Genomic DNA, 24,857 nt, shown 5'->3' with positions numbered 1-24,857 from the left:
CCATGCAAGGCCGCGTGGCAGTGGGGCACCCCATCGACGTGGCATCGGGGGTGTTGTTCAACACCTGGATGGACCTGAGTCTGCCCGGGCGGGTCCCCCTGATGGTGGAGCGCTACTACAGCACCGCGCTGCTGGGGAGCACCGTGGGCCCCGCGCTGCTCGGCCCAGGGTGGCGGCTGGGCTTCCAGATGGCGCTGCGCCAGACGCTCGAGGGATTCGTCTACGTCAACAACGAGGGCGCGGAGCTGGCGCTCGAGGACGCGACGAACGCCTTCGAGAAGACGGGACGGCTGCTCTCGCCCTCCTCGGGCCTGGAGCTGCGACGGCAGGCGGACGACAGCCTGCTGCTCATCCGCTACGCCAACGAGCCCCATCCGCTGCGGCTCGTGTTCGAGAAGCAGTCCAAGGGCGTGCACTACGTCCTGCGAGAGCTGCGGGGGACCGAGCAGAGCCGGGTGGACCTCTCGTACAACTCCCTCGCCCAGCCCATCCGGCTGGTGCAGACGCGCACGAACAAGGCGCTGCGGCTGCGCTATGGCACCAGGGGTCTGCTCGAGTCCATCTCCCTGGAAGGCGAGTCGGGGCCGCCTCGCGTGGCCTACGAATACGACGGACAGGGCCGGCTGTGGCGTGTGCGGGACAGGCAGGGCGTGCTGGCGGTGTACGAGTACGACGCCCGGGCGCGAATGGTGTCCGAGAGCAAGTTCACGGGGGCCATCTTCCGCTTCGCCTACGACGATGCGGGCCGCTGCATTCACGCCACCGGCACGGACCATTACGAGGAGCGCTGGCTCGAATACCAGCCGGGCCGGCGCATTACCCGCGTCCGCGACAGCCACGGCGAGGTGACGGTCTACGAGTACAACAGCGCGGGGCAGGTCACCTCGGTCCGCTCGCCCTTGGGCGCGCTGACGGCCTACGAGTTCGACGACGCCGGGCGGCTGGTGGCTGAGACGGACGCCAACAAGGTCCGCGCGGAGCGGGAGTACGACGCGCTCGGGCGGTACTGTGCCGCGCACTTCCCCGGAGGCAAGCAGGTCCGGCTCCAGCATGACGACGAGCATCGGCCCGTGGCGCTCATCGACCCGCTGGGCCAGCTCTGGCGCTACACCTACGACGCGCAGAACAACCTCACGGGGATCCTGGAGCCCACCGGGCTGACGTGGCGCCTGGAGTTCAATCCCCAGGGCGAGTGCCTGGAGGTGACGAACCCGCTGGGACACGTCTTCCGTCTGGAGCGGGACCGGCTGGGCCGCCCCGTGCGGCGCATCGACTGGGAGGGCAACGTCTGGAGTACGGAGTTCGACGCGGATGGCTGGGTACTCGCGGAGGTGGACCCGCTGGGCCAGCGCACCGAGTTCCAGCGCGATGCCGCCAGCCGCGTCACGAGCATCCTCCCTCCGGACGGGCGTGCCTGGCACTTTGAGTACGACGCCGGGGGGCGCGTCGTGCGCTACCAGGCGCCGGACGGAGGGGTCACCCGGCTTCGCACCAGCAGCTGTGGTCACCTGCTGGAGAGCGTGGACGCGCGCGGCGGGGTGACGACCTACCGCTGGGACAGCGAGCCCAACCGGCTGTTGGAGATACGAAACCCGCTGGGAGAGACGTACCGGCGTGAGTTCGACGCGGACGGGCGGCCGGTGTCGGAGACATTCTGGGATGGCAGGTCCGTTCGCTACGAGCGCGACGGGGTGGGCAACTGCACCGCCATCATCTCCTCCTCGGGTGCGAGGACCGAGTACGCCTACGACGAATGGTGCAACGTCCTGCGCCGCGTGGCACCGGACGGTGTCGAGACGAAGTACGCGTATGACGCCAACCGGCTCCTGACGGGCGTGGAGTCCGGCGTGAAGGTCGCGTTCGAGCGCGACGTCTACGGCAACATCCTCGGGGAGAGCCTGGACGGGCAGCGCATCACGAATACCTATGACGCGATGAACCGGCGCACGCAGATGACGCCTCCTTCGGGGGAGCCCGTCCGCTACGCCTGGAGTCGCAACGGGGACTGCCTCGCCATCCAGCGAGGGAGCGCGGTGGTGGAGTTCGTGCGCGATGCTCTCGGCCGGGAGGTCCGGCGGGTGCTGCCCGGTGGCGGTGTGCTCGAGACCCGCTACGACGCGATGTCGCGACTGCTCGAGCAGGCCTACCATCCGCCGGGCTGGGTGGACCGTGGGCTCGATTGGCCCCCCACGCCTGGGGATCCGGACGCGGTGGCGCCGTTCAAGCGGTGCTATCACCATGACGACTTCGGCCACCTGTCGCGCACGGAGGATTCGCTGCGTGGACTGAGCCTGTTCAAGCACGATGCCACCGGTCGGCTGACGCAGGTTCTGCGGCCTGGAGGGACCTCGGAGGCATACGAGTACGACGCCTCGGGCAACCGGATGGCGCACGCGCTGCTGTCCTGGGAGCAGCCCGATGTCCCCGAGCGGGCCGTCACCCGACTCGCGTACGAGAAGGGCAGCCGCCTCGCGTCGGTCCAGAGTGCGCGGCGCGCCGAGTCGCACGCCTACGACGACGAGGGGCGGCTGGTGGCCCGGTATGTCCGCGAGGACGAGGGGCCCGAGCAGGTCTGGCGCTATGGCTGGACGGGCTCCAGTGAGCTGGCGTCGGTGGTGCGGCCGGACGGCGAGTCGTGGACGTATGTCTATGACGGCCTGGGGCGGCGTATCGCGCGGCGCGGACCTCGGGGAGAGCACCGATATTTGTGGGATGGAGAGGTCATCCTCCAGGAGGATGACCCGCGAGGCGCCGTGAGGCAGTGGTTGTTCGAACCGAACAACCACCGGGCCGTGCTGCTGGCTGACGCGGGGCTGCACTTCGTCCTTCCGGATGGGGTGGGTGGTGCCTCGGAGGTCGTCACTCCGGAGGGACGGCTGGAGTGGGTGAGCCGCCAGGGCACCTGGTCCGAGCCGGGGCTCGACGCGGATGCCTTCCCGCTGCGCTTCCCTGGCCAGTGGTACGACGCGGAGACCGGCTGGCACTACAACCGCTACCGCTACTACGCGCCGGAGACGGGCCGGTACATCAGCCCGGACCCCATCGGCCTGGTGGGTGGACACAACCTCTATGCTTATGTGCCCAGTCCGCTGGAGGCCATCGACCCCTCGGGGCTCTCCGCCCGCTACCCCAGCGGCGGCCCGTTCCAGTACGACGGTGGCCGCAACTACTCCGGCGTGGGACGCAACAACCACCCCACGACCGGCAACCAGGATGCCTTCACGACGCCGGGGGGAAAGTGCATGGCGGTGGTCTCCCACAACGGGCAGAGCCAGGCGTTCATCAGCGGCGTTCCGGACGGCGCGGTCAATGGCTCACACCCCCGGACCGCGGGCAATGACTTCAGTGGCCCTGTCACGGTTCATCCGGCGGTCCGCGAAGCCACCTCCGGCGGGATGAATGGCAACTGGACGCATGCGGAAATGCACGCGATGAGCCACATCCTCCACAACCCGGGGGCCTACCAGGGAGGGCCGGTGGTGCTGCATATCGACCGGCCGCCGTGTCGGCATGGACAGTCCGGCAGAGGCAGTTGCGACCACGCGCTCCACGGGCTGGTGCATCAAGCCCGCGCGAATGGCGTGGACCTGCACGTCACATATCGCGACTCCAAGGGGCGAATCAGGACGTATTGTTGACGAGTCGTTCCGGGATGCCGCGCATGCGCGCCGTGGGAGGGTCGATGCAGCCAGTGAAGAACAACCAGGTGGACGCCGTGCGTCGGGACGCCGGTCAACTGCGGAGGCTCTGTGAGCAATTGCTTCCCAGGTTCGCCTCCACTCGCCATCCCGTGCGGTTGTCCGAGCGAGCGCCCACGCTCGTCCGGGCCTTCTGGGAGGAGCTCGGTTACAGCCCGGCCTTGAAGTTCCTCGTCAGCTCTCCCGAGGACGAGGAGGTGCTCTCCGCCACCCGGTTGTTGGAGAAGTGGCGCGGCAAGGCTTCGCGGCGGAAGGGACCTGGGGCCGAAGCGGAGGCCGGGCTCGTGCCCGCGTCCTTCCGGGTGGTGTCCGTGAATGCGGAGGAGCACGAGCTGTTCATCGCGGACGAGTCGGGAGGTGACGTCGACCCTCCGGTCCTGGTGCTCTCGTCCGGAGGGCTGGAGCGGATGAAGTTCAGCGACAGCTACCTCCGCTTCGTCACGCTGGAGATCCTCCGCCTGGCGTTCTCGGTGGGCCCCACCCGGTGCACGATGGCGTTCAGTCCACCGCTGGTGGGGACGCCGGCCTTCCCAGTGCTCGCGCCCTCGGCGCTGAGCTTGGGGGAGGGCCTCTGGAAGATTGTCCCCGAGCCGGCCGTGGGCCCGGTGGGCGAGCCCGCGGAGTTCATCGGCTATACCTCGCTGGACCGCTTCGTCTCCTACCTCCATGGGCTCTGCGAGCACGCCATCTCCTACACGGGACGTCCTCGTGGGGACCTCGTCACCGTCGAAGGCGTTTCCGACGAGTCGATGCAGGCGCTGGCGTTGAAGTGGTTCTCGTGGACCTTCCAGAAGCGGCCCCAGCGTCTGGGGGTCGGGAAGGTGGGCGGAGTGGAGGTCAGCGTCGATCCCATCGGACCTCAGATGTACTGCTTCCGTGTGACGCCCGAGGCACGCAAGGCCCTGCTGAAGTGGGTCGAGAAGCAGGGGTTCCGGGTGAGGGATGTCACTCCGTGGAAAGAGCAGTTCGCCATTCCTGGCGGCGTTTCGTTCGATTGACCCACGCAGATGCGGCCCGAAGAGCGTGAGCGCTTGCGAGAAGAATCACGGCGATGGTCGGATTGGCTGGCCCGGTGGTTACCGCACTACCGTCAGACACGGCGCAAGGTGACGCTCTCGCCCGAGACCCCCGAGGGCATCCGGCTCTTCTGGGACGCGGTCGGATATGGTGCTGCGATGAAGCCGTTCGTCGCCTCACCCGTGGAGGCGGCGGGGCAGCGCCGCGTGCGCTCGGTGTTGGCCCGCTGGCGTCGGCAGCATGAGCCCGGTGCTGGCGTGGCGGAAGTTCTTCCCGCGCGCTTCCGGCTGGTGGAGGAACTGGAGGGCGGGTTTCGCATCACGGATGAGTCCGGGGACGGCGATGATGCGCCCGTGATGGATGTGTCGGAGTCCGCCTCGGAGCCGATGCTGTACTCCCCGAGCTATCTCTACTTCGTCTCGAACGCCTTGCTCCGCGTGGCGCTGTCCACCTGGGAGCACGCGCGAATCACGCTCAGGCCCGACGAGGGGCCAAGGCCCTTTCCCTTGTTGCAGCCGAACCTGGCGCAGCTCGAGGAAGAACTCCTCGCCTGGTCGGATGACGCGTCTCCGTCGGCGGTGGCGAATCAGGTCGCCTACCGCTCGTTCCGAGGCCTCATCCACTTCGTGCGAAGCCTCGACGGGCGGATGCTGCGCAACTGCGAGCGTCCTCCGGGGCAGGTGATTTCATGCACGGGGCTGTCGTCACTCTCCACCTTGTTGTCCTCGCTCCGCCACTTCGAGCTCCCGGACTCGCGTCTCGGGGACCACTGGGTCGGTGACGTGGGAGGCCTCTCGATGTGGCTGGGTCGCGACCGCTCCCGCTCCTCCGAGGACTTCGAGGTGGGCGTGGGGCCCGAGGAGCGGGAGCGAGCCATCGCCTGGCTCGCCGCGCAGGGCGCCCGCATCCTTCAGGCCCCGCCTCCGTGCTGAGACCTCACGGGCCCGCGTGGCTCTCGATGTTCCTGCGGCGCTCCTCCAGGGGCGCACGCTCCGCGTCGGACAGCTCGGGCCACTGGAGCCAGGCGCAGAGCAGGGCGTACTCGTAGCTCGCGTAGTCCTGGGTGTGCTGGTCCAGGGACTGGTAGAGCGCGCGAACCTCGGCGCGGGCTTCGGGGGTGGTGCGTGCCACGTGCGCGAGCGTCACGAGCGCGGCCTCCACCGCCCAGTCCATGGGGCCCTTCGCCAGGGCGAGCAGGAGCGTCCGTCGCCGCGAGTCGAGCCAGCCCTCCTCGCGGGTCGCGATGACGAAGGCCGCGGCCAGCTGGATGCGCTGCAGCCACGCCCAGGTGGAGTGGGGGCCCCGCGGAGGCGGCGGATGCACCATGGCCCGGGCGATCTCCTCGGGCGCGTGGGTGCTCAACGCGCGGGACGTCTGTGCCGCCTCCCGCCACCAGTCCTCGAGCCGGAAGGGCACGCTGGCCAACTCCGCGAGCGCCGTGACCACTTCCTCGGGAGGCGGAGGGACAGCGCGGGTCGGACGGGTGTCGGTGTAGCTCCACAGCGTGAAGTCCACGGGTTCGACGGGCTGGCGCGGGTCGGGCCTCTGCACCTGCTGGACGACGACGTCGACGATGCAGGGGAAGCCACGCCACTCGCGATGGAGCTCCCACGCCAGCTGGACGCTGGGCGCCTCGAGCCACTGCGTGGTGAGCTTCACCTTCGGCGGCGAGTTCCCCGTCGCGGCGGGAGGCTGGAGGCTCATCTGCCGCAGGGCATGGATGCCCGCGTCGATTCTCTGGGGCAGGTAGTCCACCCAGGGCACCATCTCGCGGGTGACGGAGGCCGCGAGCTGCCCCTCGCGCGAGGGCCCCGGCATCGTGTCCGACACCGAGAGCAGGCGCTCCAGGGCGTCGCGCCCGCCGCTCTGGAGGAACTGGATGGAGGCCACGGCGGCCTGGGCCCAGGTGCTGCCCGGCTCATGGCCCAGTGCCGACTGATACCAGTTGAGCGCTTCGTCGAGCCGCTCCTGTTCGCGCATCATGTCCGCGATATCCAGGCGCGTGGCGTTCTGGGTGGCGTCGTGGCGCAGCGCCGTTTGATAGGCTGCGAGCGCGTTCGTCACGTCGCCACGTGCGCGGTGGACGGTGGCCAGGAGCACGGCGGTGAGCCAGTTCGGGATGGTGGCGTGGGCCTTGGTGGCCAAGGCGAGCGCCTCGTCCAGCCGGCCGACGCGGTGGAGCAGGGTGCCGTGCAGCCACACCACCCCTGCGTGGGTGGGATGTCGCGTCGACAGTCGCTCCATCACGCTCAGCACCCGGGTCAGCACGGTCTGGTCGGAAGGTCCGGTCCTCGCGAGGGTGACGCTCAGCAGGCTCAGCGTGGGCTCGATGGGGGCCTGCTCGGCGACGCCCTGGGCTTCCAGCCAGGGGAGGCCCCAGCGCACGAAGTCCGTGTCGCGCTTCGCGTGGACCACCTGTGAGAGCAGCTCGATGGCCTGTGCGGGCTGGCCTTCCTCGTGGAGCATCCATGCGCGCACCGCGACGGTGGCGAAGGACACCCGCCCCTGCAAGGGGACGATTCGCAGCGGGTCGGGGCCCGCGTCCTGCTTGATGCGCCGCAGCAGTTCCAACCACTCGGGACGGGTGACATCCGAGCTCAGTGCGCAGCCCACATGGTAGGCCGCGTGGGGAAGCTCGCGCGCGAAGAGCGCCTCCGCGGCGAAAGAGGCGTCCTGCTCCGGCGTGGGTCGAAGTGAAGCGTGTGTGCAGTCCATATCGGGGACCCACGGTACTTCGCCGACCCTGGTTCCGCCACGGCTGGAACGCCTGGGCGCCTCGATACAAGGTCGCTCCCGACTCGGAGGCAATGGCTTGCCACTGCGGGTCCGGCTCGCTCGGAGGTCATCCCCCGCTGTTAGGATTCAGATTGCGATTGACCTCAGGGGGACGGTCACATGGAGAAATGGGCCGAGCGGCGCATTCTCATCTTGGGGATGACCTATCCGAGCTACTCACGCAGACGCGTGGAGAACGTCTGCACGGGCGGCTTGGACAGTGAGGGTTTGAGGATGGTCCGGCTCCATCCCATCCCGCGTCACTTCATGGAAGAGGGCCAGTGTCTGCGGGGCTTCCAATGGATATCGGTCAAGACGAAGAAGCATGAGAGGGACCCTCGTCCCGAGAGCTTCGAGGTCGACCCGGACTCCCTCCAGCTCGAGGACCGGATGTCGGACACCGACGCGTGGAAGCAGGTGCAGATGCTGCGCGCGTCTCCGGGGTGGGTCCCGTCGCTCGAACAGCTCGCGGAACTCCAGCGGACCGAGCACCGCTCCCTCGGCATCGTCGAGCCGAAGGTCATCGTGGACGCCTATCTCAGGCCTCGCACGGAGGAGGACCGCAAGGCCTGGCTGAAGACCGAGCAACGCGTGTTGCGTCAGGGCTGGTTGTTCGCGCCGCCGAGGCCCCTCCCATTCCCGGACGTGGAGTTCGTCATCGAGTGGAGATGTGACGACGGGAGCTGCCGGGGGCACTGCCATTCCTTGAAGAAATGGGACCTGCACGAGCGCTATCAGTCGCTGGCGGGGGACTCCCGACGCAAGCCCAAGCTCGAGAGCTTCCTCTGGGAGCAACTGGACCTGACCCGACGGAAGGTCTTCTTCTTCATGGGCAGCTTCCGCAGACGGATGTTCCAGTTCGGATTGATGGACATGTTCAGCACGCCCAAGGCCAGCCAGCTCCCGCTCTTCGACAGGGATTGAGACACCCATGCCCGCGAGACGGAGCGCTCGCGGGCACGGTTCCTCTCAGGGCGTCTGGGGCAGCGTCTCCAGCCCCGAGGCGAAGAGCACGGCCGCCTCCGCCTGCTGCACGGCCTCTCGTTGCTCCAGGTGCTGCAGCCGCAGGTCCTTCAGCGAGCGGAACGCGTCGAGCAGCTCCAGGATGCTCCCGCGTCCCTCCCGGTAGGCGTCCTCCGCCATGCGCCGCAGCGTGGGCAGGCGCTCCACCACGTCCCGTTCCAGCGTGGCCAGGGCGCGATGCCGGCCCGCCAGCACCGCGTGCGCGCAGGTGAGCTCCGCCCGGGCCTCGGCGACCTCCGCGTCCAGCGCCCGGGTCTCCGCGTCCACCTCCGCCGAGGCGCGAGCGATGGCGCCCTGGTTCCGGTCGAACAGCGGCATCGGCAGCGACAGCCCCAGATAACCAATCGTGCTGTCCTCCCGCCGCGTCACCACCGCGCCCGCCTCGAGCGAGGGCACCGGCATCCGCTCCCTCTTCGCCACCGCGAGCCCGCCCTGCGCCACGGATTGCCGCTGCCTCGCCGCCACCAGCGACGGGCGGTGCCGCGCGCTCGCCTCCCACAGTCGGCTCAGCTCCGGAAGGGCGCCCGTGGCCCCCAGCGTCCCCGCGGCCCGCGGGCTCCAGCCCGGTCGACCGAGGAGCGCCGCCAGCCGGCCCGCGGCGTCGTCGACGCTGGCCCTCGCGTTGAGGACCTCGACCTCCAGCGTGCGTCCCTCCACCTCGATGCGCTCCACGTCATACCGGCTGGAATCACCCGCGGCGGCGCGACCCTTCACCACCTTCTCCACGCGCCCCAGGTCCACGGAGGTCTCCTCCAGCAGCCGCAGCGCCTCCTGGCTGGAGAGCAGGGCCGCGAAGGCCTCGCGAACCGCCAGCTCCCGCTCCGCGAGCGACGCCGTCACCCGGGCCTTCTCCGCCGCCACGCTCCGCTCGGCGAGCTCCCGCCGGACGCCACGCTGCCCGAAGAGCAACAGCGGCTGCTCCACCGTGAACTGGTGCGACATCGACGAGCCCGTGTTGGCCCCGTGCAGCAGCCGCTGCCCGCCGTAGTTGAACGACGGGTTGGGCAGGAGGCCCGCGGCGATGCGCTCGGTCTGCGCCACGTCCACGCGGGCCTTCTCCGCCGCCATCCACGGACTGTCCTTGGACAACAGCTCCAGGGCCTGGGGCAGGGTGATGACCTCGGGTGGCACGGCGGCGGACTCCTCCGCGCGGGCCCCCACCGAGGTCAGCGCCCAGCACAATCCCCACATCGACACGAGGCGCTTCATGCCGCCACCCCCTCCGGCTTGCCTGCTTCATGGCCGGAGCCCGGCACCACGTGCGTCAAGCCCGGGTCCTCCGCCTCTTCTTCCTCCTCGGAGGCGGCGTGGGGGCCGCGGTTCCCCACGATGACCGAGTAGAACGCGGGCAGCGCGAACAGCGACACCAGCACCGCCGTCACCAGTCCACCGATGATGACGATGGCGAACGGGCGCTGCGTCTCGCTCCCCGCGCCGCTGGAGAGCGCCGCCGGCATCAACCCCAGCATCGCGAGCAGCGCCGTCATCAACACCGCGCGGAACCGGCTCGCCGCGCCGCGCGGGAGGGCTGTCTCCAGCGCCTCGCCCAGCTTGCGCCGGTCATCCACCGCGCTCACCACCAGCAGCGACGCGAGGCACACCTGGCCCAGCAGGGTGATGAACCCCACCGCCGCGCTGACCGACAGCGGAATCCCCGTGAGCGCCAGCGCCAGCACGCCGCCGCACATGGCGAACGGCGCGCCCGCGAGCACCGCGCCCGCGCTGCGCAGGGAGCCCAGCGCCGCGTACAAGAGCGCGAACACCACCAGGAACGACAGCGGCACGATGACCGCCAGTCGCCCGAGCGCGCGCTCCTGGTTCTCGAACTCGCCACCCCACTTGAGGAACATGCCCTCGGGAATCGTCACCTCGCGCTCCACCGTGGCCATGGCCTCCTGAATCGTGGAGCCCATGTCACGTCCCTCCACGTTGAACTTCAGCGCCAGCGTGCGGCTGTTCGCCTCGCGGTTGATGCTCGCGCGGCCCAGCGCCTTCTCCAGCCGCGCCACCTCGCGCAGCGGGACATGGCCGCCGGCCGCGGTGGGCACGAGGATGTCGCCGATGCGCGACTCGTCCTCCTTCTCGGTGCCGGGCAACAGCACGCGCACGGGCACGGGCCGCTCCTGCTCCCACAGCTCCGTCACCACCTTGCCGCCCAGCGCCGTCTCGACCAGGTCCTGCGCCGTGGACACGTCCACGCCCGCGCGGGCGAGCGCCTGCCGGTCCAGCACCACCTGGAGCTGCGGCACGCTCGAGTCGCGATAGAGCCCCAGGTCGACCACGCCCTCCACGCCCTGCAGCGCGGTGACGGCGCGCTCCAGCGTGCCTCGCATGGCCTCCAGGTCCGTGCCGAAGACCTTGAGCACCACCTTCCCGCGCACGCCGCTGATGGCCTCCTCCACGCTGTCCTTGATGGGCTGCGAGAAGTTGAAGCTCACGCCCGGAATCTCCAGCAGCGACGCGCGCATCTCGCGCACCAGCCGCTCCTTGTCCCAGCCGTCCCGCCACGTCTCCGACGGCGTGAAGCGCACGAACGTCTTCCCCATGTTGACGGCCTCGTTGTCGGTGCCGTCCTCCGGGCGCCCCTGCTCGACGAGCACCTCCTTCACCTCGGGGAAGTCCAGGAGGCGCTTGCGCACCTCCAGGAGGATGTCCGCGCCCTTGGCCAGGGAGATGCTCGCGGGCATCTCCACGAAGACGTTGATGTCGCCCTCGTCCAGCTCGGGCAGGAACTCGCTGCCCACGCGCGAGCCCACGACGCCTGTGAGCACCACCAGCGCCGCCATGGAACCGAACACCAGCGTGCGACGCGGCATCAGCCAGGTCACCGCGCGCGCATAGGACTCGCGCAGGGTGACGAGCAGCCGGGGCTCCTTCACCTCGGCGTCCTTGGGCCTCAAGAGCAGGGCGCACAACGCGGGCACCACCGTGAGCGCGAAGACGAGCGCCCCCACGAGCGCGAAGCTGTACGTCAGGGAGAGAGGCCGGAAGATGCGGCCCTCCACGCGCTCCAGGGTGAAGACGGGGATGAGGGCCGCGATGATGATGGCCATGGCGAAGAAGGTGGGCCGGGCCACGTCGAGCGCCGAGTGGATGATGAGGCCCAGCATCTCGCGCCGCTTCCGGGGCCGCTTCACGCCCGCTTCGTGCAGCACGTTCTCCACCAGCACCACCGCGCCGTCCACGAGGATGCCGAAGTCGATGGCGCCCATGGAGATGAGGTTCGCGGGCAGCCCCACCATGCGCAGGCCGATGAAGGCCGTGAGCAGCGCCAGCGGGATGACGGACGCGACGATGAGCGAGCAGCGCATGCTGCGCAAAAACAGCCACGCCACCGCGACCACCAGCAGCGCGCCGTGCAGCAGGTTGTGGTGCACCGTGGACAGCGTCTGGCCCACGAGCACGTTGCGGTCATAGAACGGCTCGATGCGCATGCCCTTGGGCAGCACCTGCTCGTTGAGCTCCTTCACCTTGGCGTGCACGCCCTCCAGCACCGTGCTCGGGTTCTCACCCCGGCGCAGCAGGACGACACCCTCGGTGACGTCCATGTCCAGGTCGTGGCTCACCGTGCCCCGGCGCGGCGTGTGGGAGGCCACCACGCGCGCGACGTCGCCCACCGTCACCGGCGTGCCGTCCTCGCTCTTGAGCACGATGTCCTGCACGTCCTTGGCACCCTTGAGGTAGCCCACGCCGCGGATGAGCAGCTCCTGGTCGCCCCGACGCAGGAAGCCTCCGCCCACGTTGCGGTTGGAGCGCTCCAGGGCCTCGGTGACGTCCGCCAGCGTCAGCTCGTGCGCGAGCAGCCGCGACGGGTCCACCTGGACGTGGAACTCCTTGAGGAAGCCGCCCAGGCTGAGCACGTCCGCGACGCCGGGCACCTGGCGCAGGTGCCGCGCGATGCTCCACTCCATCTCCGAGCGTGTCTCGGTGAGCGTGTGCCGGTCGCTCAGGACGCGGAACTGGTACACCTTGCCCAGGGGCGTGGCCTCCGGCGCGAGCCGCACGTCGGCCGCGTCGGCGAGGTCCGCGTTGGACAGGCGCTCACCGACGATGGTGCGTGCCTTGAACGGGTCCACGCCGTCGTCGAAGGTGAGGAAGATGAGCGACAGCCCGAAGAGGCTCTCGCTGCGCATCTGGAGCATGCCCGGGGTGCCGTTGAGCACGCGCTCCAGCGGCACCGTCACCTGGCGCTCGATCTCCTCGGGGGCGAGCCCCGGCATCTGCGCGATGACGTTGACCTGGAGGTTGGTGACGTCGGGGAACGCCTCGACGGGCGTGTCCAGGTAGGCCTTCACGCCGAACAGGCCGATGCCCAGGGTCAGCAGCAACACGGGCAGGCGGCTGCGGACGCAGAATTCGATGAGTCGTCGCAACATGGGGAGCGGTCTCCGCTAGAGCAGCTGGTCCGCGGCGCCGTCGAGCAGCAGCGCGCCCCGGGTGACGACAGGCTCACCCGCGGACAGCCCCGCGATGACCTGGACGCGCCCATCCACGGGCGTGGCGACGACGACGGGCCGGCGCACGAAGGTGCGAGCGTCCTGCCGCACGTACACCACGGAGTCCTTCCCGTTGCGCAGCAGCACCGCCTCCACCGGGAGCGTCAGGCTGGCCTCGGCCGCGTCGATGCGCGCGCGGCCGAACATCCCCGGGCGCAGCCCCTTGGACGGGCTGTCCAGCGCGATGCGCACCGGCGCCGTGCGCGAGCCGCTGGTGACCACCGCGCCCACCGAGACGACCTGGCCCGTGAGCGGCTCGTGCAGCGAGGGCAGGGTGACGCTCGCCCGCGTGCCCTCGCGCACCTGCGGCAAATCCCGCTCGAACACCTCCGCCACCACCCAGAGCGCGGAGGCGTCGCCCACCTCCACCAGCGGCTCGCCTCCGGGCTGCACGGAGACACCTTCCGTCGCGGTGCGCGCGAGCACCGTGCCGGCCAGCGGCGCGCGCAGGACGACAGTGGTGCCGCTCCCCGCGCCCACGAAGCCCACGGAGGCCTGGGCGCGCGCCAGCTCCGCGCGGGCCTCGGCCAGGCGCGTCTCCGCGGACAGCCGCTCGCGCTCCGTGCTCACGCCCTGGTCGAACATGCGCCGCTCACGCTCGAAGCCGGACTCCGCCTCGCGCAGCGCCGCCGCCGCCGTGGCCACCGCCGTGCGCGCCGCCGCGGCCTCCGGGCAGTCGAGCGTCACCAGCGGGTCGCCGGGCTTCACCACATCGCCGGTGCGCACGTGCACGCCCACCACGCGGCCGGCCAGCGGCGCGCCGAGCCGGGACACGGCCCCGTCCCGGAACGCCACGCGCGCGGGCGCCTGGAGCCTCGCCCCGCCGGCATCGGGCTGGACGGGGGTGACGGTGACGAAGGCCTGGGAGGCCTCGGCCAACTGCACCACCCCCTCCTTCAGCGTCTTGGGAGGAGGCCGCTCCGGGGTGGCGGTGGTCGCGGCGGCGCTGGAGCAGGCGGAGGAGAGGGCCAGCAGGCCCAGGAGCACGGTCCTTTTCATGGCTGGGCACCAGGGCAAGTCCTGGTCCAGCGTGTCGCGTACTCAACTCATTGAAATCACAGGGAGTGAACTCGCCCAGCGGGCAGGTAGGAGCGAGGCGAATTGAATCACCTGTGCACTTTCGCCACAGTGGGCGGCGTGCGCATCGCCACCAAACTGGGGCTCTGGCTGACGCTGACCAGCGCCCTCATCCTGGGGTCCTACGGGTACCGACAGCTCCAGCGGGAGGAGCACGAGCTGCGCACGGCCACGGAGGAGTCCTCCCGGCTGTTGGCCACGGCGCTCCAGGTGGCCATGGAGAACGCGCTGCGGGACGGGCAGGGCGCGGACGTGCGGGAGATGCTGGAGTCGTTGGAGGTGAAGGACCCCACCGTCGACGTCTTCGTGTTCGATGCGAAGACGGGGCTGGTCGCCCGCTCGTTGGGGAGTTCGCGCACGTTGCCGCTCGTCGAGGCGGAGGCGCTCCGGGTGATGGATGCGCACGGCGTGACGTCGCGCTTCGAGGGGCCACAGGGCCTGTCCCACCTGTCCGTGGTGGTGCCGCTGCGCAGCGACGAGGGCGGGACGGTGGGGGCGCTCGCGGTGGTCAATCCGCTGGATGGGCTGCGCATGGATTTGGAGCGCACGCGTCGGTCGACGCTGCTGTCCGTGCTCACGCTCATCGCGGGCATCTCGGTGGTGGGGTGGCTGCTCTTGTGGCTCCACCTCCAGCGTCCGCTGGAGCGCGTGGTGCGGGCGATGCGCGCGGTGCGCGGCGGTGACTTCTCCGCCACGGTGGTGGTGGAGCGCGAGGACGAGGTGGGCGAGATGGCGCATGCCTTCAACGCGATGGTGAAGGAGCTGGGAGAGGCGCGGGGCCGGCTCAACGTCGAGACGGAGGCGCGCATCTCGATGGAGGCGGGGCTTCGCCGCGTGGACAAGCTCGTCACGCTCGGACAGCTGTCGGCGGGACTGGCGCATGAGATTGGCTCGCCGCTGCTCATCCTCGGTGGGCGGGCGCAGGCGCTCGCGTCGAGGACGGAGCTGCCCGACGACGTGCGCCGCAACGCGGGCATCCTGGTGGAGCAGTGCGAGCGCATCACCCGGACGGTGCGACAGCTCCTGGACCTCACGCGCCGCAAGCCTCCGCGTCGGGAGGTGCTCGATGTCCACCAGCCCGTGCGCGCCGTGGTGGAGCTGCTCGAGCACGACGCTCGCAAGCGGGACGTGACGCTGGAGTTCCAGGTGGAGGCCCCGCTGCCCCGCGTCCTCGCGGATGGGGACGGCGTGCAGCAGGTGGCGCTCAACCTGCTCACCAACGCGCTGCGCGCCACGCCTCGCGGAGGTCGCGTGCGGGTGACGCTGGCGCCGTCCGTCTTCCGGAGCGCTCCCGGGCTGTCCGAGCGCCGAGGGGTCTGCCTGTGCGTCGAGGACACGGGCGTGGGCATCGAGGAGGAGCAACAGGCGCGAATCTTCGAGCCCTTCTTCAGCACCTGGACGGAGCTGGGCGGCACGGGGTTGGGGCTCGTGGTGGTGAAGTCCATCGTCGCGGACCACGCAGGCGCCGTCTCGGTGACGTCCCGCGCGGGCGAGGGCAGCCGGTTCCTCGTCCAGCTCCCAGCGGCCGAGGACGAGGACATGAAGGAGGAGGCAGAATGAGCGCGCGTGGGCAGCGGATCCTCGTCCTGGATGACGACGCGGCGGTGGTGGACTTCCTCTGCGAGAGCCTCACGGAGCGCGGCTACGTGACGGTGGGGATGACGTCCCCCGAGGAGGCCCTGTCTCGCTGCGCCGAGGAGGCCTTCGACCTGGTCATCTCCGACGTGGAGATGCCCCGGATGCGGGGGACGGAGTTCCTGGAGGCGGTGCTCGCGCGGAGGCCGGGGCAGCTCGTGCTGCTCATCACGGCGTTCGGGAGCATCGAGCTCGCGGTGGCGGCGGTGAAGGCGGGGGCTTGCGACTTCGTGACGAAGCCCTTCAACATCGACGCGCTGGTGCTCTCCATCGACCGCGCGTTCCGCGAGTGTCAGCTGCGCAGGGAGATTGTGCGGCTGCGCGCGGCGGTGCCCACGGACGCGCCGGGGGGACTGGTGGCGCGCAGCCCCGCGATGCGCAAGGTGCTGGAGATGGCGCGACGGGCCGCGCGCACGGACTCGACGGTGTTGCTCACGGGGGAGACGGGCACGGGCAAGAGCGCGCTCGCGCGGCTGGTGCACGAGTCGAGTGCCCGGCGTGCGGAGCCCTTCCTCCAGCTCAACTGCGCGGCGCTGCCACCGGGGCTCGCGGAGAGCGAGCTGTTCGGCGCCAGGCGTGGTGCGTTCACGGACGCGCGTGAGGACCGCGCGGGGGTCTTCGTGGCCGTGGGCGCGGGGACGCTGTTCCTGGACGAGGTGGGCGAGCTGTCGCTGGAGGTGCAGGCCAAGCTCCTCCAGGCGCTGGAGACGGGGAAGGTGAGGCCGCTGGGCGCCAGCGCGGAGGTGACGGTGCGCGCGCGGGTGGTGGCCGCGACGAACCGGCCGCTCGAGGAGCTGCTGCGCGACGGGCGGTTCCGGCCCGACCTGTACTACCGGCTCAACGTCATCCGCCTGGAGGTGCCCCCGCTGCGCGAGCGGCGCGAGGACATCGTCCCGCTGGTGGACTTCTTCCTGGGGCGGCTGGGAGGCGCGCAGGCGCGCGAGGTGCTCGGTGTGTCCGCGGCGGCGATGCGCAGGCTGGTGGCGCACGCGTGGCCGGGCAACGTCCGGGAGCTGGCGAACCTGCTCGAGCGCGCGGTGGCGCTGGCGGACCACGACACGCTCGTGCCCGAGGACTTCGACCTGCCGGGTGACAACGGTGGGATGCAGGCGCTGTTCACCCGGGCCAGCGGCGAGGAGCTGCCCCTGGAGGACGTCGAGCGGGCCTACGTGCGGCGCATCGTGGACGCGCAGAACGGCAACAAGGCCGCCGCCGCGCGCATCCTCGGCATCAACCGCCGCACGCTCTACCGGAAGCTGGGCGAGGAGTGACGCCTCGTCAGTCCCAGACGAACAGCCACTTCACGGCCTTCCCCAGGCCGTAGAACACCCAGCCCACGGGCCCGGGGCGCACGGGGCGCTCGAAGTCGAGGTTCACGGTGGACAGGGCGACCTCTCCCTCGAGCCCCTCCAGGCGCGCCTTGAGCGTCTCGTACTCCACCGTGATTCGCTCCAGCTCCTTCTCCACCTTGAGCGTGTCCTCGACGCTGACGGCGCGCTGGAGCAGCTCCAGGTAGCGCTCCCGGATGCGCGTCACGTTGGCCAGACGCACCTTCAAGTCCCGGTGCACGTCCGTCACGTCGCTGGCGGAGACGCTCTTGCGCTCCACCTCGCCCAGCGCGGGCACCGCGGCCAGGAAGCCGTCCAACCGCTCGGCGGGGATGCGCACCACCGCGGAGCGGGTCGTCACGTGCTCGGCGTAACCCCCATGCGTCTTCGCGAGCTGGACGGCCTGCGCCGGCCCCGACTCGGGCTCGTCCCGCTCCAGCGTCAGGGACGCCCGGTGGATGATGGAGCGACTCTCCAGCGGCACGGCGGTCCCCGGCGCACCTCCGGCCGCCAGGCCCTCGGCGAACGCGACGCGCTCGTGGGCTCGGTGGGTGGAGCAGGCGGTGAGGGTCAGGGCGAGGACGACCAGGAGCGAGCGCACGCGGGTTCCTTGTGAAGGGGAGAGGTCCGTTGAACCGGTCCTCTCAGGACACACCCGCCGGGCTCGACGTTCCAGCTCGACGGCCCGGAGTCGGGCCGGAGCCTGGACGCCTCTTCAGGACGCGCGGGGCGCCACGGGGAGGGGACGCACGCCGTCGCCCTCGTAATAGATGCTGGCGCAACCCTTCTCGTAGACGACGAGGACGCGATCACTCTGCTCGAGCAGGTCGGAGGCTTTCTCCGTGGCCTTGCGGACGAGGGTGTCGAACCTACCCGAGCTCTGCTTGCTGCTGGCCCGGACTGTCACGACTGGCATGCGGTGTCCCGCTCCTTGTGCCCCACGGCAGGTGGCTCCAGGTACGACCTGGCTCCGGGCCCATCCGCAGGTAACGAACGCGTCATAGCCAAACGAACACTTCGTTGACAAGCGCTCCGCTCCGTGGCGCAAAGATGGATTCTATGCACCGCAAGCTCCTCTTTTTGCTGGTTTTCACGCTGGGTCTGGTCTCCACGGCGCAGGCGCAGACGATGACGAGCGCTCCTCGTCGCGTGCACACCTCGCCCACGCCCTTCTGGCTCCCGCGTGGCGCCTTCCTGGGGACCTCGTACAACGATGCGCTGCTGACGCCCCGGCTGAAGGTGCAGTGGGAGCTGACCTTCTTCCAGGACCGCAAGGACGCCTTCGTCTTCCTGGTGGAGGGCGGACTGGGGTGGGGGGCGCGCATGCCCACGCCCAAGGCGGGCAAGCCCGAGACCAACCTGGGCGCCTACTACGAGCACACCGCGCAGGTGGGCTTCGGCTACCGCAACCAGCTGCCCAACGCCGCGCACTGGGGGTTCCAGGTGACGGGCGGTCCGGTCTTCTATGGCGCCAAGTTCGACGGCGGCCCGCTGCCGGACAAGAACGTGGCCGGCATCGTCGAGGGCCGCATCCAGATTGGCTACCAGTTCGACAAGGTCGCCGCCGGCGTCGCGGTGGGCTACGGCGAGCCCTTCGGCCTCAAGCGCCGCTACCTGGGCCGGGGTTTCGTGGGTGGCCCGATGATCGGGTTGTTCATGGATTGGCGCTGAAGTCCGCGTAGACTGGGGTGCGCGGGAACCTCCCCCTGCCCGCGCCGCCCTTATGCCCGAGCTTCTGAGCGCCCATGTCTCGCGGTACCTGCGCAACCGGGGCGACCTGGAGCGGCAGCTGCCGCCCGGGCTGCTCCTCTTCTCTCCCTCGCCCGCCGACGACAGCCCGGTGGAGCAGGAGGAGTACCGTCTCAAGACGGTGACGAACGCGGGGCCCCCGACGCTGGGGGCGAGCGAGTCGGTGGTCTTCCCGGTGGTGAAGGCCCGCAGCAACGCCTTCGGCCGGGGCATCACGGTGGGGCGCACGGGCAACAACGACGTGGTGCTGGATGACGGCAGCGTGTCGCGCTTCCACGCCTGGTTCGCCCGGGACGAGGCCCAGGCGGGCTTCCTGCTGACGGACGCCGGCTCCAAGAACGGCTCGTGGATGGGGGGCGTCCGGCTCACCCCGCGCAAGCCCGTCCTGCTGGAGGATGGCGCGCGGTTGCGCTTTGGACAGGTGGAACTCGCGTTCTACACGGCAAGCGGTTTTGTCCGGATGCTCTCCGTACGGATGGCTCCCTGAGCCTTGCCACGTCTCAAGTGGCCTGCGTAACGTACGAAGTCGCCTACAGTCACACACGGGAGTGTTCGCGGTGGCCTTGACCACAGAAGCCTTCGGACTGACCGACGTCGGCCGCAAGCGGCAGCACAACGAAGACGCGATGCTGGTGGACGTGTCGCTCGGGTTGTACGTCGTCGCCGATGGCATGGGCGGGCACGCGGCCGGCGAGGTCGCCAGCAATCGCGCCACCGAGGTCGTCAAGCAGCACATCACCGCGAACCGGCACCTGCTCAAGGACCTGGGCAACAACCCCACGGCGGACAGCCGCTCGGCGGCGGCGGCGCTGGTGGAGGTGGCCGTGCAGCGCGCGTGCGCGGACATCTACCGCACGGCGATGTCGGACTCGACGAAGCGGGGCATGGGGACGACGTTCGTGTGCCTCGCGGTGGGGGGCAACAAGGCCGTCATCGGTCATGTGGGTGACAGTCGCGTCTATCTGGTGAGGCACGGCCAGTGTCACCGGCTGACGGAGGACCACACGCTGGTCGCCGCGCAGCTGAAGGCTGGCACCATCACCAAGGAGCAGGCGGCCACCTCGCAGTACCGCAACGTGATTACGCGCGCGGTGGGCATCCAGGAGTCCGTCCAGGTCGACACGCTCATCGTGGACCTGGTGCCCGGGGACATGTTCGTCCTGTGCTCGGACGGCCTGCATGGGTACGTCGAGGACGAGGAGCTGTTGCCGCTGGTGTCGGGGCTGGCGCCGGGGGATTTGCCCAAGCGGCTCATCGACATCGCGAACGAGCGGGGCGGCAAGGACAACATCACCGCGGTGGTGGTGAAGATCGCCGGGGACAGCGCCGCGCTGGCGAGCGAGGAGTCGAGCGAGGCGCAGTCGCGCATGGAGGCGCTGCGCAAGATTCCGCTGTTCCGTCACCTCACGTACAAGGAGCAGACGGCGGTGCTGTCCATCGCGACCACGCGCACGTATCCGGCGGGGCGTGAAATCGTGGTGGAGGGGCAGCCGGGCGAGGAGCTGTTCGTGGTCATCCGGGGCCGGGTGGCCATCGAGAAGAACGGGGTGGAGATCGCCGAGCTGCGCTCGGGGGGCCACTTCGGGGAGATGGGGCTCATCGACAACGCGCCGCGCTCGGCGACGGTGCGGGCGACGGAGCCCACGCGCACCATGGTCATCTCCCGGCCTGATTTGATGGGGCTGATGAAGCGCGAGTCCATCCTCGCGGTGAAGATGCTCTGGAGCTTCGTGCAGGTGCTGAGTGATCGGCTGCGCGCGACGAACTCCGAGCTGAGCGAGGCCCGCCAGGAGCTCGCCGTGGCGCAGGCCATCCAGCCCTTCGCCGAGGAGTGAGGGAGGCCACGCCATGAGCACGCGTACCCGTCGCCCGAGCACCGCCAGTTCACGTCAGACCCGCCGCGTAAGGTCCCGTCAGGATGTCACGGGAGGTCGCATGGCGAGGGCGGCGGGCAGGGACGTGATGGTGAAGTTGATGGGCGAGGTGGTGGAGCTGCGCGAGGAGATGAAGTCCTCGCGGATGCACACGCGCATCCTGGCCTCGGGCATGGGCTCCATGCTGAAGAACATGGGCGAGATGCGCGAGAGCATGTCCGTGATGCAGGCGAACATGGGCGCGATGCAGGCGGCCTTGAGCGAGACGCAGGCGGCTGTGCGCGCGACGCAGGTGTCCTTGAGCGCGACGCAGCTGTCCCTGGGCGCGACACAGGAGAGCATGGGCTTGATGATGACGACCATGGAGTCCGTGGTCGGCGTCGTCCGGACGGTGTCGGACGGTTTCCATCGGATGGAGACGAGTGTCGGGCGCATGGCCCGGCTGTTGGGCTCGTTGGCCGAGACGACGAACGAGCGCTTCGAGCGGGTGGAGAAGCGCCTGGACGCACTCGAGGACGACACGAAGCAGTGATGGCTGCGTGACGTTGTCGCCCCACTGCGCTGGGGACGACGTGGAGTGGGGGAGAGCGTCGGGGAGAGGACTGGGTCCGGAATTTCCGGTGGGAATCGGCCGTTGCCGGGCCCGCCGCGGGCTAAGGTCCTCGTGACGAGCGCATGCGCAACTGGATTCTCATAGGGGTTCTGTCCGCCCTCGTGGTGGCTGGGGCCGCCTGGCTCTGGTCTCGCTCGGAGCGAGCGCCTGTCGCCTCCCGCGCGTCCGCGTCCCTGGGCGCGACGTCCAGGCCACTGCCGGAGTTCTCCGCCGTGGAGGTCACCTCCGGGAGCCAGGAGGGCCTGGCGCTCACTGGCAGTGTCCTGGATGCCTCGGGGAGGCCCGTGCCGGACGCGGAGGTGTTCCTCTCGGCCAGCGCGGAGCGCACCCTGGTGGACGTGCGCTGTGACGAGTGCGACCAGGCGCTCCTGTCCTGTCCGGCGCGCGAGTCGACGCTGCACACGCTGGCCTTCTTCGAGCAACAACGCGGCTTCCTCAGTCCCCGGGCCACGGCGCGGACGGACGCCGAGGGGCGCTTCCGCTTCGCGCACCTGGTCGGCGTGTCTTTCTCCGTGTGGGCTCGCGCCCCGGGCTTGGGTGTCGCGTTGCGGGACCGCGCCGCGCCGGGTGACCCGGTGGAGCTGTTCCTTCCGCCGCTGCGCTCCATCCTGGGCCAGGTCGTGGACGAGTCCGGGCAGCCCTTGCGCGAGGCGCGCGTGTACGCGGTGTCTCGACGGGTACCACTGCCCTTCGAGGCGCGGTCCGGAGCGGATGGTGCCTTCTCGCTGGAGGGGCTGGGCGAGGGCCCGTTCTACGTGCTGGCCATGGCGGAGGGCTACCTGCCCGCCGTCGAGTCCCGGGTGGAGGCGGGCTCCCAGCCCGTGCGCCTGCAGCTGACACCGTCGAGGACGCTGGAGGTCCGCGTGACCCGCGAGGGCCAGCCCGCGGCCGCGACGGTGCGAGTGCGCGGCGACCACCTGTCGCGCGACCTGCGCACGGAGGGCGAGGTCGTCCGCTTCACCGGCCTGTATCCGGATGAGCTGGTGGTGACGGCCGAGGCGCCGGGACTGGGCTCGATTCCGCGCACGCTGACGCTGGAGGCGCGCGTCACGCAGGTGACGCTGGAACTGGAGGAGGCCGGCAAGCTGCTCGTCACGGTGGTGGACGAGGCGGGTGAGCCCGTGCCGTCGCCGGAGCTGCTCTTGCGCACCGCGCGCGGAGACGTGGTCCGCCGGGAGCGCGCGAGCACGGGCGCGCTGGTGGAGCTGGGGCCGCTCGCCGTCGGCGAATACGTGCTGGAGGGCAAGGCGGAGGGCTTCCGCGAGGCGCAGCTCCCCGCGCGGGTGGGCAAGGGCGAGACCTCGCTGGAGCTGGAGCTGGAGCGCGCGACGCTCATCACCGGACGGGTGATGGACGTGTACGGTCGTCCCGCGCCGCGCGTGTCCGTGCTGGTCCAGCCGACGGGGGAGACGGTGCTCGCCGATGGGGATGGGTACTTCTCCGCGTCGGTGCCCACGCCGGGCCTGTACGAGCTGCACGCGCACCACTCCGAGTGGGGCGGTGGACAGGTGAAGGTGACGGCGCCCGCGAAGGACGTCGAGCTGCCGCTGGAGCCGCATGCCTCCGTGGAGGTGACGGTGTCCTCGGGAGGCCGGCGCGTGGAGGGCGCGGACGTGGTGCTCTGGGTGGACCAGGAGGGCATCTTCCGCAGCGACCGCTCCTCGGGGCCCGACGGTGTCGTGCCGATGCGTGGCATGCCGGAGGGGACGTACTCGATGGTGGCCTCGCATCCGGACTTCCAGCCTTCCGAGCGCAAGCAGGTGACGGTGACGGAGGGGCAGACGCTGAAGCTGGAGGCCGAGCTGAAGCCCGGCGCGCCGCTCACGGGCGACGTGGTGGACACGCAAGGGGCGCCGGTGGCGGGGGCCGCGTTGTCGGTGGTGCCTCGCGGCGCGGAGCCCGTGGTGAGCGACGCGCGCGGCCACTTCGAGTTCCGCTCGCTGCGGCCCGAGCGGGGCTACCGGCTGGAGGTGAAGCACTCCGGTTACGACCAGACGGAGCGCGCCGAGGGCAAGGCGGGCGGTCCTCCGGTGAAGGTGGTGCTCAAGAAGCGCGACATGTTCCGCGGCCGCGTGGTGGGCAATGACGGCGCGCCCGTGCGACGCTTCCGCATGGACGAGCATCAGGTGGACAGCCCCGACGGTCGCTTCGAGCTGCCCCTGCCCACGGCGGGAGACCGCGTCATCGTCGCGGTCGATGCCTCCGGCTACGAGCCGCTGATGGTGGACCGTCCGGTGTCTGCCGAGCTGGGAGACCTGGTGCTGGAGAAGCTGCCGAGCATCAGCGGGAGGGTGCGGGACGCGAGCGGCGGGCCCGTGGCGGACGCCGTGGTGTCCTGTGAGGTGTGCGACGAGTCCGTGATGTCGGGCCCGGACGGCACCTTCACGCTGGCGAGTCCGCCGTATGTGGCCCGCTACACCGTGTCCGCGCGCAAGGGCCGGCTGACGGGGACGCAGGCGGTGGAGCGTGGGAGCCGCGCCGCGCTGGAGCTGACGCTGAAGCAGGCGACGCGGTTGAGCGGTCGCGTGTTCCTGCCGGGAGGCCAGCCCGCCGCGGGCATCGGCATCGAGGCGGTGAACGGAGACCGGGGCGAGCCACTCAACATCGTCACCGGGCCGGATGGGGCCTACTCGGTCGACGTGGCGCCCGGCAGCTATCGCTTCATGCTGGGCACGGGACGCGACTTCGCGGGCGAGCCCGCCCTGGTGGTCCAGGTGGGTGGCGCGCAGATGCACCTGGACCTGGGGCCCGCGCCGGGCAGCGCGTCGCTCACCGTGCAGCTCAAGCCCGAGCGCGGCAAGGCGCTGTGGGTGGTGGCCGGGGACGTCCCGGTGACGAGCAACCCGCCGGCGCAGGAGCTGATGCGCTCACGCTGGGCGCACCTCATCTACCAGCCACGCTCCGAGCAGGTCGTCGTCACCGGCCTGCCGCCCGGGCGCTACACGCTGGTGTGGGGGGCGTTCCATGTGGAGACCCCGGGAGGCCCCGAGGTGCGGGTGGTGGACGTGCCCTCCAGGGGCGAGGTGACGCTGGGACGTTGAGGCGCCGGGCCTGCTCGTGCGGCTCGGGTTGCGAGCCGGCATGCGGGCGCATTAGGAAGCCACATGGACGTGACCGCGTTGAAGGGCCGTCGCATCGTGGTGGGCGTGGCCGGTGGCATCGCCGCGTACAAGGCCTGTGAGCTGGTGCGCGAGTTGGGGCGCGCGGGCGCCGAGGTGCGCGTGGCCATGACGGAGGCCGCTCGGCAGTTCGTCACCCCGCTGACCTTCCAGGCGCTCAGCGGGCATCCGGTGCTCACCGACTACTTCGACCCCTCGCAGGAGGGGAACTTCGGCCACCTGGATCTGGCGCGCTGGGCGGAGGCGTTCGTCGTGGCGCCGGCGACGGCGGACCTGCTGGCGCGGGTGCGCGCGGGCATGGCGAACGACGCCGTGACGACCTCGCTCCTGGCCTTCCGTGGGCCGGTGGTGCTCGCCCCGGCGATGAACGTGGCCATGTGGGACAACGCGCAGACGCAGGAGAACGTGGGGGCGCTGGCGGCGCACGCGCGCTTCAGCTTCGTGGGGCCGGGG

Annotated in this window: 18 protein-coding genes; 12 read left to right on the top strand and 6 right to left on the bottom strand. The window is 70.4% G+C overall.

The window, feature by feature from the left end:
• Nucleotides 1–2 precede the first annotated feature (2 nt).
• The 3 genes from FL311_RS18065 (at nt 3) to FL311_RS18055 (ending at nt 5,647) form a co-directional block, all read left to right on the top strand.
• The gene (locus tag FL311_RS18065) at nt 3–3,638 is read left to right on the top strand and encodes an RHS repeat-associated core domain-containing protein (RefSeq protein WP_141326444.1); all 3,636 of its coding nucleotides are present in this window, start codon (nt 3–5) and stop codon (nt 3,636–3,638) included.
• A 44-nt stretch (nt 3,639–3,682) separates the two neighbouring features.
• Nucleotides 3,683–4,696 (top strand): hypothetical protein, encoded by a 1,014-nt coding sequence (locus tag FL311_RS18060; protein WP_141326442.1) that lies wholly within the window; start codon nt 3,683–3,685, stop codon nt 4,694–4,696.
• Between the two features lie 177 nt (nt 4,697–4,873).
• Nucleotides 4,874–5,647, top strand: a complete 774-nt coding sequence (locus FL311_RS18055) for a hypothetical protein (protein WP_194869250.1) — start codon at nt 4,874–4,876, stop codon at nt 5,645–5,647.
• Nucleotides 5,648–5,651: 4 nt separating this feature from the next.
• Here FL311_RS18055 and FL311_RS18050 read toward each other — a convergent pair whose 3' ends face one another.
• The gene (locus FL311_RS18050) at nt 5,652–7,430 is read right to left on the bottom strand and encodes a tetratricopeptide repeat protein (RefSeq protein ID WP_141326438.1); all 1,779 of its coding nucleotides are present in this window, start codon (nt 7,428–7,430) and stop codon (nt 5,652–5,654) included.
• 180 nt (nt 7,431–7,610) lie between these two features.
• On the opposite strand from FL311_RS18050, the gene FL311_RS18045 reads away from it, so the two are divergent.
• A complete protein-coding gene (locus FL311_RS18045) occupies nt 7,611–8,414 on the top strand; it encodes a hypothetical protein (RefSeq protein ID WP_141326436.1) in 804 nt (267 codons plus the stop codon).
• A 45-nt stretch (nt 8,415–8,459) separates the two neighbouring features.
• Here FL311_RS18045 and FL311_RS18040 read toward each other — a convergent pair whose 3' ends face one another.
• The 3 genes from FL311_RS18040 to FL311_RS18030 are packed head-to-tail and all read right to left on the bottom strand — an operon-like array spanning nt 8,460 to nt 14,008.
• Entirely contained in the window at nt 8,460–9,722 is a 1,263-nt protein-coding gene (locus tag FL311_RS18040; protein ID WP_141326434.1) for a TolC family protein, read from the bottom strand.
• Entirely contained in the window at nt 9,719–12,889 is a 3,171-nt protein-coding gene (locus FL311_RS18035; RefSeq protein ID WP_141326432.1) for an efflux RND transporter permease subunit, read from the bottom strand. The genes FL311_RS18040 and FL311_RS18035 overlap by 4 nt, the downstream gene beginning before the upstream one ends.
• 15 nt (nt 12,890–12,904) lie before the next feature.
• Nucleotides 12,905–14,008: an efflux RND transporter periplasmic adaptor subunit gene (locus FL311_RS18030; protein WP_141326431.1), complete on the bottom strand. Its 1,104-nt coding sequence runs from the start codon at nt 14,006–14,008 to the stop codon at nt 12,905–12,907.
• 102 nt (nt 14,009–14,110) lie between these two features.
• On the opposite strand from FL311_RS18030, the gene FL311_RS18025 reads away from it, so the two are divergent.
• Together FL311_RS18025 and FL311_RS18020 are read left to right on the top strand one after the other, a co-directional pair.
• A complete protein-coding gene (locus tag FL311_RS18025; protein ID WP_228556930.1) occupies nt 14,111–15,646 on the top strand; it encodes an ATP-binding protein in 1,536 nt (511 codons plus the stop codon).
• The gene (locus FL311_RS18020) at nt 15,643–16,992 is read left to right on the top strand and encodes a sigma-54 dependent transcriptional regulator (RefSeq protein WP_141326429.1); all 1,350 of its coding nucleotides are present in this window, start codon (nt 15,643–15,645) and stop codon (nt 16,990–16,992) included. Before FL311_RS18025 ends, FL311_RS18020 begins: the two co-directional genes overlap by 4 nt.
• 7 nt (nt 16,993–16,999) lie before the next feature.
• On the opposite strand, the gene FL311_RS18015 is transcribed toward FL311_RS18020, so the two are convergent.
• Nucleotides 17,000–17,650, bottom strand: coding sequence for a DUF4349 domain-containing protein (locus tag FL311_RS18015; protein ID WP_194869249.1), 651 nt, complete (start codon nt 17,648–17,650; stop codon nt 17,000–17,002).
• A gap of 114 nt (nt 17,651–17,764) precedes the next feature.
• On the bottom strand, nt 17,765–17,965 hold the full coding sequence (locus FL311_RS18010) for a hypothetical protein (RefSeq protein ID WP_141326425.1): 201 nt from the start codon (nt 17,963–17,965) through the stop codon (nt 17,765–17,767).
• 143 nt (nt 17,966–18,108) lie between these two features.
• On the opposite strand from FL311_RS18010, the gene FL311_RS18005 reads away from it, so the two are divergent.
• The 6 genes from FL311_RS18005 to FL311_RS17980 form a co-directional block, all read left to right on the top strand.
• Nucleotides 18,109–18,720 (top strand): hypothetical protein, encoded by a 612-nt coding sequence (locus FL311_RS18005; RefSeq protein WP_141326423.1) that lies wholly within the window; start codon nt 18,109–18,111, stop codon nt 18,718–18,720.
• A 52-nt stretch (nt 18,721–18,772) separates the two neighbouring features.
• Entirely contained in the window at nt 18,773–19,285 is a 513-nt protein-coding gene (locus FL311_RS18000; protein WP_141326421.1) for an FHA domain-containing protein, read from the top strand.
• Nucleotides 19,286–19,346: 61 nt separating this feature from the next.
• The gene (locus FL311_RS17995) at nt 19,347–20,633 is read left to right on the top strand and encodes a Stp1/IreP family PP2C-type Ser/Thr phosphatase (protein WP_141326419.1); all 1,287 of its coding nucleotides are present in this window, start codon (nt 19,347–19,349) and stop codon (nt 20,631–20,633) included.
• Between the two features lie 100 nt (nt 20,634–20,733).
• On the top strand, nt 20,734–21,204 hold the full coding sequence (locus FL311_RS17990) for a hypothetical protein (RefSeq protein ID WP_141326417.1): 471 nt from the start codon (nt 20,734–20,736) through the stop codon (nt 21,202–21,204).
• 143 nt (nt 21,205–21,347) lie between these two features.
• Complete coding sequence (locus tag FL311_RS17985) at nt 21,348–24,326, top strand: carboxypeptidase regulatory-like domain-containing protein (RefSeq protein ID WP_141326415.1); 2,979 nt, start codon at nt 21,348–21,350, stop codon at nt 24,324–24,326.
• A gap of 63 nt (nt 24,327–24,389) precedes the next feature.
• A partial coding sequence (locus FL311_RS17980) for a flavoprotein (protein ID WP_305036154.1) occupies nt 24,390–24,857 on the top strand: 468 nt, incomplete at its 3' end.

The organism is Myxococcus sp. AB025B (genome assembly GCF_006518215.1).
Lineage (GTDB): Bacteria > Myxococcota > Myxococcia > Myxococcales > Myxococcaceae > Myxococcus > Myxococcus fulvus.
This window is presented reverse-complemented; position numbering and strand designations above follow the sequence as displayed.